At 66.2% G+C, this 10216-nt stretch carries 9 protein-coding genes; 3 read left to right on the top strand and 6 right to left on the bottom strand.

The annotated features are described in order from the left end of the window. A partial coding sequence (locus tag KLP42_RS25615; RefSeq protein WP_252193270.1) for a LysR substrate-binding domain-containing protein occupies positions 1-359 on the top strand: 359 nt, incomplete at its 5' end. Positions 360-441: 82 nt separating this feature from the next. On the opposite strand, the gene KLP42_RS25610 is transcribed toward KLP42_RS25615, so the two are convergent. From KLP42_RS25610 to KLP42_RS25590, 5 genes are all read right to left on the bottom strand, one after another. Continuing rightward, a complete protein-coding gene (locus tag KLP42_RS25610; RefSeq protein ID WP_215570951.1) occupies positions 442-1242 on the bottom strand; it encodes an SDR family NAD(P)-dependent oxidoreductase in 801 nt (266 codons plus the stop codon). 40 nt (positions 1243-1282) lie between these two features. Then, the gene (locus tag KLP42_RS25605) at positions 1283-2452 is read right to left on the bottom strand and encodes a zinc-dependent alcohol dehydrogenase (RefSeq protein WP_215570942.1); all 1170 of its coding nucleotides are present in this window, start codon (positions 2450-2452) and stop codon (positions 1283-1285) included. Between the two features lie 531 nt (positions 2453-2983). Next, positions 2984-6061 (bottom strand): efflux RND transporter permease subunit, encoded by a 3078-nt coding sequence (locus KLP42_RS25600; RefSeq protein WP_215570940.1) that lies wholly within the window; start codon positions 6059-6061, stop codon positions 2984-2986. After that, positions 6058-7131: an efflux RND transporter periplasmic adaptor subunit gene (locus tag KLP42_RS25595; RefSeq protein WP_215570937.1), complete on the bottom strand. Its 1074-nt coding sequence runs from the start codon at positions 7129-7131 to the stop codon at positions 6058-6060. Before KLP42_RS25595 ends, KLP42_RS25600 begins: the two co-directional genes overlap by 4 nt. Further along, positions 7128-8255 (bottom strand): efflux RND transporter periplasmic adaptor subunit, encoded by a 1128-nt coding sequence (locus KLP42_RS25590; protein ID WP_215570935.1) that lies wholly within the window; start codon positions 8253-8255, stop codon positions 7128-7130. Before KLP42_RS25590 ends, KLP42_RS25595 begins: the two co-directional genes overlap by 4 nt. Positions 8256-8360: 105 nt before the next feature. On the opposite strand from KLP42_RS25590, the gene KLP42_RS25585 reads away from it, so the two are divergent. Beyond that, complete coding sequence (locus KLP42_RS25585; protein WP_215570933.1) at positions 8361-9014, top strand: TetR/AcrR family transcriptional regulator; 654 nt, start codon at positions 8361-8363, stop codon at positions 9012-9014. 131 nt (positions 9015-9145) lie between these two features. On the opposite strand, the gene KLP42_RS25580 is transcribed toward KLP42_RS25585, so the two are convergent. After that, positions 9146-9406, bottom strand: coding sequence for a PilZ domain-containing protein (locus KLP42_RS25580; RefSeq protein WP_215570931.1), 261 nt, complete (start codon positions 9404-9406; stop codon positions 9146-9148). A 171-nt stretch (positions 9407-9577) separates the two neighbouring features. On the opposite strand from KLP42_RS25580, the gene KLP42_RS25575 reads away from it, so the two are divergent. Continuing rightward, positions 9578-9985 carry a response regulator gene (locus tag KLP42_RS25575; protein ID WP_215570923.1) on the top strand — a complete coding sequence of 136 codons (408 nt, stop codon included), beginning with the start codon at positions 9578-9580 and terminating at the stop codon, positions 9983-9985. The last annotated feature ends 231 nt before the right edge of the window (positions 9986-10216 follow it).

The following is a 10216-nucleotide window of genomic DNA, read 5'->3' as shown; positions in this document are numbered from 1 at the left end:
CGAAACTTGAGGGCGCGCCTTTCCTTGCCTATAGCGCGGTCGCGCCCGACGGCCGGGTGCGCCTGGGCAACGGGCCGCAGGCGCCCGAACTGCATCTTGCGCCGGTTCTTCTCAGCGGCAATGAAACACTGCTCTATCTGGCGGCACGGGAGGGGCTCGGCCTGTCCATGATGCCGCACTGGCTGGTTCGGGAGGACCTTGCGGAAGGACATCTGGAGGCGGCCCTGCCTGAAAGCCTCTGGCCCGCCGTCACCTTGCATGCCGTCTATCCCAATCGCAGCTATCTGCCGGCCAAGACACGCTGCTTCCTGGATTTCCTCACCGGCCCCGACGGCATCGGCGGACTTCAGACGCAGTAGACGACAATCGCCCCGGAGCAGCCGCCGCCTGCGCGCCCTTGTATAGCCGTTGTCCGCCCCCCTGCATTCCGGGCAGCCACCCTCACCCCTCCTCCTTCGGCTCGGCCATGCGGCGGTGCGCTCTGGCCAGGAGGCCGGAGGGGGTAACGTTGGCAAGCGTGGCCTGCAGCTTGTTCTTCCAGCCGGTCACCACATCGCCCTCGCCGTCCAGCATCGCCTTGTAGCCGAGTTCGGCCACCATGGCGGGGTCGTCCTTCTTCATCTCGCCGATCGGCGTGTCCTCGAGGTCGCCGCGTGCGAAGAAGTCGGTATCGGTCGGCCCCGGCATCAGGCAGGTCACCGTCACGCCGCTGTCGCGCAGTTCGTCGCGCAGCGCAAAGGAGAAGCTGTTGATGAAGGCCTTGGTGGCATTGTAGACGGCCTGGAAGCTGCCCGGCATGAAGCCGGCGATGGAGCCGGTCAGAAGGATGCGGCCGCTGCCCTGCCTGCGCATGCGGTTGCCGACCTCGTGGATCAGCGCGATGGTGCCGGACACATTGGTATCGACCACTCTGAGCGCCGCCTGCAGGTCCTCGTCGAGAAAGGCATGGCCGAGGCCGCGCCCGGCGTTCGCCATCAGCAGATCGACCGGGCGGTCGAGCGCGGCAAGCCGCGTGGTCAGCGCCCGCACGCCCTCCGGCGTCGCAAGATCCACCTGCACCGCCTCCACGCTTCGGCCGAATTCGGCTGAAAGCCGCTCCGCCGCCCGCTTGATCTCGGCATCATTGGCAGCAATCACCAGATCGTAGCCGTCGCCGGCCGCACAGCGCGCCAGTTCATAGCCGATGCCCGTCGAGGCGCCGGTCACGACCGCGAGCCCCCTTGCCTGCTGTTCGGAATTCATCCGTCTTCTCCTGGTCATTGTTGCCATGCGGGGCGGGCGGTCAGGGCTTCAGCACCACCTTGATGCAGCCGTCCTTCTTGTCGCGGAAGGTGCGGTAAAGCTCCGGCCCGTCCTCCAGCCCGCCGCGATGGGTGATGACGAAGGAGGGATCGATGTCGCCCTCCACGATGCGCTGCATGAGGCTCGGCAGGTAGCGCTGCACGGGCGTCTGGGCCATGCGGAAGGTCAGCCCGCGATTGACCGCCGAGCCCATCGGCACCTTGTCGAGGAAGCCGCCATAGACGCCGACCACGGAGACCGTGCCGAAATTGCGGCAGCAGTGGATCGCCTGGCGCAGCACATGCGGCCGGTCGGTGCCCAGATAGGTGGCAACCTTGATGCGGTCCCAGCGGCTGTCCCAGCTGGCGGAGGGTTCCGCCTCGGTGCCCACCGCATCGATGCAGGCATCGGCGCCGCGCCCGCCGGTCAGCTCCATGATTTCCTCGTAGATGTCGTCCTCGATGAAATCCAGCGTGATCGCGCCGGAGGCCTGCGCCATGGCAAGGCGCTCCGGCACGGTGTCGATGGCGATCACCCGCTCGGCGCCGAGCAGGAAGGCCGATTTGATCGCCATCTGTTCGACCGGGCCGCAGCCCCAGACGGCGATTGTATCGCCCGGCTGGATGTCGCAGAACTCGGCGGCCATGTAGCCGGTCGGAAAGATGTCGGAGAGGAACAGCACCTGCTCGTCGGTCAGGCCGTCCGGCACCTTGATCGGTCCCACATCGGCATAAGGCACGCGCAGATATTCCGCCTGGCCGCCGGCATAGCCGCCGAGCAGGTGCGAATAGCCGAACAGGCCGGCCGGCGAATTGCCCCACAGCTTGGAGACCTTGGCCGCATCCGGATTGGAGCGCTCGCAGCCGGAATAGAAGCCGCGGGTGCAGAAGAAGCACTCGCCGCAGGAGATCGTGAACGGCACCACCACCCGGTCGCCCACCTTCAGCGCCGTGTTTTCGCGGCCCACCTCCACCACCTCGCCCATGGTTTCGTGGCCCATCACGTCGCACTTGTGCATCTGCGGCATCACGCCGTCATAAAGATGCAGGTCGGAGCCGCAGATGGCGCAGGCGGTTACCCGGATGATGGCGTCGCGGCCATCCTGGATCTTGGGGTCGGGCACGCTTTCGCAGCGGATATCGTGCTTGCCATGCCAGGTCAGTGCTTTCACGGGGCCTCTCCTTGTCTGTCCTTGCCGTGGATCGGGACTGGTCGAACCGGAGGCGGCGGCGATTGTTCCGCAGGCAGGACGGGAGAGAACGGGCGGGAGGGCTGAAAAGCGCGCGGCCGGACGGGGACAGACGACAGGAAGGCCGGGCGACAGCCAGGTCACCGGGCAGGTCACCGGTCGGGGCGACAGGCACGCTGTGGGGGCAGGCTGGGGGAGCTGCGGAAGGCTCCAGGCGAAGGCCGGACGGAAATCGGGGACGAATTTCCGTCCGGAGGGGTGGCAGGTCCCGCCGGATGAACCGGCGGGGCCTGCCTTCGCGGGGGGGGGGGCTGGCTGCGGGGCGCCTCGCATCAGCGGACGTTGGCGGGACGTCGCCGGCAGGATGCGGGCGACCCGCATGGGTACCCTCGTCACATCACCCGAAGGCCTGCCAGATCGGCCTTCCGGAGGTGCCGGCCCCGACGGGTGGATCCGTCGGGACCGGTCTTGGGCGGGGGCGGGAAGTCTGCCCGGCGCCGGAGGCCGTCAGCCTCAGGCGTGGACTGGCGTGGTCGGCTGGGCGCCATCCTCCGGCTTCTTGACGCGGAACCAGACGATGTAGAGCGCCGGCAGGAAGAGCAGCGTCAGCACCGTGCCGACGATGATGCCACCCATCATCGCGTAGGCCATCGGACCCCAGAAGATCTCGCGGGAGATCGGGATCAGCGCCAGCGAGGCGGCGGCAGCCGTCAGCATGATCGGCCGCATGCGGTGTTCGGCCGCTTCCTTGACCGCATGCCAGGCCTCCTTGCCCGACTTGCGCAGCGTATCGATCTCCACGACCAGGATCACCGAGTTGCGGATCAGGATGCCGATGAGGGCCAGCACGCCGAGGATGGCGACGAAGCCGAGCGGCGCCCCGGAGGGAAGCAGGGCGGCAACGACGCCGATCAGGCCGAGCGGCGCGACGATGACCACCATGAACAGGCGCTGGAAGCTCTGCAGCTGGAACATCAGGATCGTCATCATGGTCAGCAGCATCAGCGGAACCACGGCGGCAATCGGTGCCTGGCTCTTGGCGCTGCTTTCCACCGTGCCCGCCGGCTCCACCGTGTAACCGGCCGGCAGCTTGGCGGCGAAGGCCTCGATCGCCGGCTTAAGATGCTGGTCGATGGTGGCCGGCTGGGTGCTGTCGCCAATGCCGGCCTTGACGGTGATGGTCGGGATGCGGTCACGCCGCCAGATGATCGGCTGCTCCAGCTCGTAGTGGAAGGTGGCGATGGCGGCGAGCGGCACGGACTGGCCGTTGCTGCCGGGCAGCTGCAGGTCGCGCAGCGTCTCGATCGACTGGCGCTCGTCCTTCGTCGCCCGCGCCACCACGTCGATCAGATAGATGCTGTCGCGGATCTGGGTGATGGAGGAGCCACCGGTGATGTTGTTGAGCGCCGTTGCGATGTCGGAGGAGGACACGCCGAGCTGGCGGGCCTTGTCCTGCATCACGTCCACCTTCACCACGCGGGCCGGTTCGTTCCAGTCGAACACGATGCGGGTGAGGCGCGGATCGGATCCCATGATGCCGGCCAGCTGCTGCGCATAGCTGCGCACCATCTGCGGGTCGGGACCGCCGACGCGGTACTGCACGGGCCGGCCGACCGGCGGTCCGAGTTCCATCTGCTTCACGAAGACGTCGGTGCCCGGATATTGCGTGGCGGCTGCCTCTTCCAGCTTGGCCATCAGGCGGTTGCGCGCCTCGATGTCCTTGGCCACCACGACGATCTGGCCGAAGTTGTTGGTGGAGGGCTGCACGTCGAAGGACAGCACGAAGCGCTTGGCGCCCTGGCCCACATAGGAGGTCCAGTGGTCCACATCCGGGCTGCCGGCGATGTACTTCGCCTCGAAGGCATCCATGTCGGCCTTGGTCTGGGCAATGGTGTAGTTCTGCCGCGCCGTCCAGTCGACGATCAGTTCCGGACGGTCGGAGGCCGGGAAGAACTGCTGCTGAACGAAGCCCATGCCGTAGATCGAGACGCCGAACAGGCCGGCCGTGACGAGAATTGTCAGCTTCGGCCAGTGCATGCAGGCACTCAGCATGCCGGCAAAGCTGCGGGCGACGATGCCCTTCGTCTCGTGATGCGCCTTCATCGTCTTCGGCAGCAGCAGCACACCCAGCAATGGTGAGAACAGCACGGCGACGATCCAGGACACGATCAGCGACACGGCGATGACGACGAAGAGCGTGAAGGTGAACTCGCCGGCGGCACTGTCGTTGAGACCGACGGGCATGAAGCTCGCGACCGTCACCAGCGTTCCCGTCAGCATGGGGAAGGCGGTGGAGGTCCACACGGCGGTGGCCGCCTTGTTCAGGGGATCGCCGTGCTCCAGCCTCGACACCATCATCTCGATGGCGATCATCGCGTCATCCACCAGCAGGCCGAGCGCGATGATCAGCGCGCCGAGCGAAATGCGCTGCAGCGAGATGCCGAGATATTCCATGAAGACGAAGGTGATCGCCAGAACCAGCGGAATGGAGACGGCAACCACCAGGCCGGCGCGCATGCCGAGGCTGACGAAGCTGACGGCAAGAACGATGACGATGGCCTCGAACAGCGCCTTGGTGAAGCCGCCGACGGCCTCTTCCACCACCACGGCCTGATCGGCGACATGGTGGACACCGATGCCGACGGGCAGGTCGGCGATGACCTTGTCCATCTTTGCCGACAGCGCCTCGCCGAAATGCAGCAGGTTGGCGCCCGGCTTCATGCCGATGGCAAGGCCGATGGCCGGCTGGCCGTTGACCCGGAACAGCGGCTGCTCCGGATCGGAATAGGTGCGGGTGATCTTGGCCACGTCGCTGAGGCGGAAGAAGCGGTCGTTGACGCGCAGGTTGATGTTGCGCAGGGCCTCCTCGGAGGCGAACTGCCCCGAAACCCTCAGATTGATGCTTTCCGCCCCGGTGCGCAGCGTGCCGGATGCCACGACGGCATTCTGGTTCTGCAGCGTCTCGATGATCTGGCTCTGCGTGATGCCGAGTGCGGCCATCTGCTTGGTGGAGAATTCGAGATAGACCACCTCGTCCTGGGCGCCGATGAGATCCACCTTGCCGACATTCGGCACGGAGAGGATCTGCTGGCGGGCCGCCTCCAGATAGTCGCGCAGCTGGCGCTGGGTCAGGCCATCGGCGGTGAAGGCGTAGATATTGCCGTAGACGTCGCCGAAGCTGTCGATGAAGGTCGGCCCCTGCACGCCGGAGGGCAGGTTCCCGGCGATGTCGTTGACCATGTTGCGGACCTTGATCCAGGTCGGCTTGACATCCTTGGCCTTGGTGTTTTCCAGGAGGTTCACATAGATCGTCGTCTGGCCGGGCGCGTTGATGCTCTTGGTATAGTCGAGCGATTCAAGCTCCTGCAGCTTCTTCTCGATGCGGTCGGTGACCTGGCTCGTCATCTCGTCCACCGAGGCGCCGGGCCAGGAGGCCTGGATCAGCATGGTCTTGATGGTGAAGTCCGGATCTTCCTCGCGGCCGAGGTTCATGTAGGACAGCACGCCCGCGACGCTGGCGAGGATCATGAAATACCAGACGAGCGACTTGTGCTGGAGCGCCCATTCGGAAAGGTTGAATTTCGTGTTCATGGGGCAATCTCACCCGAGAGTCGGACTGTTTGATTTTCGGTGAGCGAGTGGACACCCGCCGTCACCACGCGCTCGCCTTCCTTGAGGCCGCTCAGCACATCGACGCCGCCGGCCACCGAGGGCTTCACCGTGACGGTGCGGCGCTGCACCGTCCGGGCGGCCGGATCGACGATCCAGACGAACCGGCCGCCGTCATCGCCACCGACCGCCGAATCCGGCAGCCAGAGATGGCCTTCGCTCGGCGCGACCGGCGTTGCGGTGACCGTGCTGCCGAAGCGGAAGCCGTCCGGCGGATTGTCGAGCGCGATCTTGGTGCGGCGGGACCGGGTGGCGGCATCCGCCTGCGGCGCGGTTTCCCGCACGGTTCCCCTGACCTTCACCTCCGGATTGGCCTGAAGGGTGACGAGGAAGGGCGTGCCGATGGCGGTCAGCTGGCCGTAGCTGTCCGGAATGTCCACCTGGGCGTCGCGCGCCTCCAGGCGGGCGATGGTCACCACGGTCTGGCCGGCGGTGACCACCTGGCCGACTTCGGCGGACGTGGCGGAGACGACGCCGTCGGATTCGGCTTCGAGCGTGGCATAGCCGAGTTGCTCCTGCGCCTTGGTCAGATCCGCCTGCTCCTGCAGCACGGTGGCCTCGGCGGCCTCGCGCGACTGGACTGCTTCTTCCACCTGCTCCCTGGTGGTGGCATTGGCGGAAAGCAGCGTCTGCTGGCGCTGCTCGTTGACGCGGGCCAGATCGAGCTTGGCGCGGGCGGAGGCGAGATCGGCTTCCGACTGGCGCACTGCCAGCTCGAGGCTGGTGGCATCGAGGCGGGCAAGCACCTCGCCCTTCGTCACCAGGTCGCCGACGCTGACGTTGCGCTGCACGATGCGGCCGAGCACCTGGAAGCCGAGATCCGTGCTGAACTTGGGTTCGACGGTCCCGGCAAAGCCGAAGGCGGCGGCCTCGCGCGGCTCGGCCAGCATGGACAGCACCGGACGCGGCGGCGCCTCCGCCTTCTTTTCCTCCGAGCATGCGCTCAGCCCCGCGGCAAGCAGGACGAGAGGAACAACGAACGTAACCTTCATTGGGTCGCCTCTTGGCTGTAGGAAACCGGCTGGTTCTCGCGCAGGAACTGGCCGCCATCGACGACGACGAGTTCGCCGGGCTTCAGCCCGTCGGCGAGCACGACCTTCGAGGCATCGTAGCGCTCGATGGTGACGGGCTTCATCTGGGTGATCTTCTTGTCCGGATCGACGACCCAGACGGCCGGCCGGCCGGCCTTGGAGAACATCGACTGCCACGGAATGGAAATGCGCTCCTGGCGGTCGAGCACCACATTGGCGGTGATGGCCGAGCCGAGCGTCATGTCCGGCGGCGGATTGGTGATGGAAAGCTTGACCCGCACCGTTCCAAGGGAGGTGTCGAGCGCGGGGCTGATCTCGCGCAGGGTCGCGGCGGCGCGCACCTTCGGGTTCGAGACCAGCGAGACCTCGAGCGAGAGCGGCGCCATCTTGCCGCTGAGGGCCGATTCCTGCACGTTGAACACCGCGTCGCGCTCGCCGTCATGGGCGAGCGTGAAGACGGTGGTCGAGGCCTGCACCACCTGCCCCACCTCGACGCTGCGGGCGGTGATGGTGCCATCGGCATCGGCGCGCAGTTCGGTCTGCTGCAGGGCCTCCACGGCGGTATCCAGCTTGGCGCGGGCGGCATCCAGGTCCTTCTCGGCCGACTGGAACTGCTGCAGCGCGCTGTCCAGATCCTGCTGCGACATGGCGCCGGTCTGGGTGAGCGCCTTGCGGCGGGCGAGAACCGAACTCGTCATGCGCAGCGTTGCCTCCTGCGAGGCCACCGCCGCCCTGGCCGATTCCAGATCGGCCTTCTGCTCCACCGGATCGACCGTGGCCAGAACCTGGCCCGCCGTCACGTGGTCGCCGACGCTGACGGTGCGCGAGATGACGCGGCCGCTGATCTTGAAGGACAGGTCGCTTTCGACGCGCGCCTTGATCTCGCCCGTGCCGGAGGCGCGAATCAGATCCGGCTGCATTTCGGTCGCCTCGACCCGCACATGGGCGAGATAGGGCGCCGAATCCTTCTTTTCCGCATCGCAGCTCGACAGGGCAAGCACGGCAAGGACCGCTGTCTGCGACAGCAGCCGGGATCTTTTCTTGGTCTGCACGCTTTGTTCCGGCGTGGCGGCGCTTTTGGACATGGCCGTTTTCCAGGATGAGGTTCTTGGGATCTGCGTTTTATTCATCAGTTGTTGAATAGATGCCTTCATGGCGCTATGGTGTCAAGACGGGACAAGGAGAAAGCATTGACGAATTGCAAACTGAGCACGGAGCGCGGACGCGGACGTCCGCGCAAGGGCAAGGAGCACAATGGCGAGGCGCTGCTGGAGGCGGCACTCGCCTGCTTTGCGCAAAACGGTTTCGAGAAGACCTCGCTGCGGACGATCGCCGCGCGCGCCGGCGTGGATGTGGCGCTGCTTTCCTATCGCTTCGGCTCCAAGCTCGGCCTGTGGACGGCCGTGGTGGATGCAATGGCGGAGGAGACGCTGGAGCAGCTGCAAGCCTGGCCGCACGAGCAGCGCGACCGCACGCCGGAGGAGCAGCTGCGCAACCTGTGCAGCGGCATGGTGACGCTGGTGGCGGACCGGCCGCTGTTCGCCCAGCTGCTGATCAGCGAGATCATGACGGGTGCCGACGAGGAGCGGCAGGCGCTGATCCAGGAAAGGATGGCGCAGCCGGTTCATGAACTGCTGCTCGAATATGCGGCAAGACTGCGCAATCTGACCAGCGACGAGGCGCGCGAGCGGCTCGACCTTGCGCTGATCGCCACGATGTCGATGATCGGCGTCCTGGTTTCCACGCGGCCCTTCCTTTCGCGCTTTTCCCCCATTGGAGAGAACGACGAGGCCTTCAAGGCCAAGCTCGCTTCCCTCATGCACCAGTTGCTCACGCTGAACTGAGCCGCGGCCTGCGCAATGCCGGCGCATTCCGTCCCCTGCGTGATCATCACGGGCCTTCGGCCCCCTGGCCGGCCGATGATCGACCGGTCTCCTGCGGCCCTCCGGCCCCCGCGGCCGAAGAGAGCCCAAGCCTAGCAGAAATGCAGGCCGAGTTCCCGCAATTCCCGGCGCGCCACCCGGCAATTTTTGCGGCTGCCATCCTGAAACAGCAGGATCACCTCGTCGGGAATGACCAGCGAATTTTCCACGCTGACCCGGGCACCGGTTTCCGAGATGTCGCGCAGCAGCCCGCTCATGGTGCTGCGGCCCTGGTTGAAGACGAGGCGCACGCCCTTCAGAACGCGCCGTCGCGGCGCCGGCACTGCATCGGCCTGCATCGGCTCCTCTGCCATTCCCGTCCCGATCCCCGCTGTCCTTGCGGCTGAGACTATGGCGGGCAGACTTTACCCAAGGCTTAAGGGCCGCAAAAGCTGCACGTTCCTGACAGAAAACCCCTTGAATTTGGGGGGAACTGCTGCATCTACCACCAGAGATTTCACGCAAAGACCAGACGAGCCGCTCCGGTGGATAGCCCCATACGCCCGCATCGCCCCCGCATCCTGGTGCTGGAAGACGACATGCTTCTGGCGCTCGACATGGAAGATCACCTCATCGCCCGCGGCTATGAGACCGCCGGCCCCTATGGCCGCGTGGCCCAGGCGCTGGAGGCCATTCCGGACCTGACGCTGGCCGGCGCCATCGTCGATCTCAATCTTGCCGGGGAACTGTCCTTTCCGGTGATCGACTGTCTGACGCAGCGCGGCATCCCGCTGATCGTCTGCAGCGGCTATGCGGAACTGCCGCAGGTCAAGGCAAGGCTCGGCAGCCTGCCGCTGATCGCCAAGCCCTGGAGCCCGGAGCGTCTCGACGCCCTGATGGCGCAAACCTTCCAGGCCGACACGCGCGCCCCCTTGCGCGCCCGTCGCGGCTGACATCCGCCTCCTCCCCTGAAATCCCGGAGCGGCGCCCGCGCTGGCCTCATGCTACAAGCTGGCCTGTCGCGGGCCAAGCAGCAGGCGCCATGCCAGCCGGCGCTGACCGGTGGGAATGAGCCACACCGGCCGAGGCAGAGGCTCTGCCTGCGAACGGAGTGATCACGATGGGTCTGATGCCTGTAACGATCACGCTGGTAATACGAAAAACCCGCACGGGCTGGTCGATGG

The organism is Rhizobium sp. CSW-27 (assembly GCF_018760785.1).
In the GTDB taxonomy this organism is placed as follows: domain Bacteria; phylum Pseudomonadota; class Alphaproteobacteria; order Rhizobiales; family Rhizobiaceae; genus Neorhizobium.
Note: the sequence above shows the minus strand (reverse complement) of the source record. Positions and strands in the feature narration are given on the sequence as shown.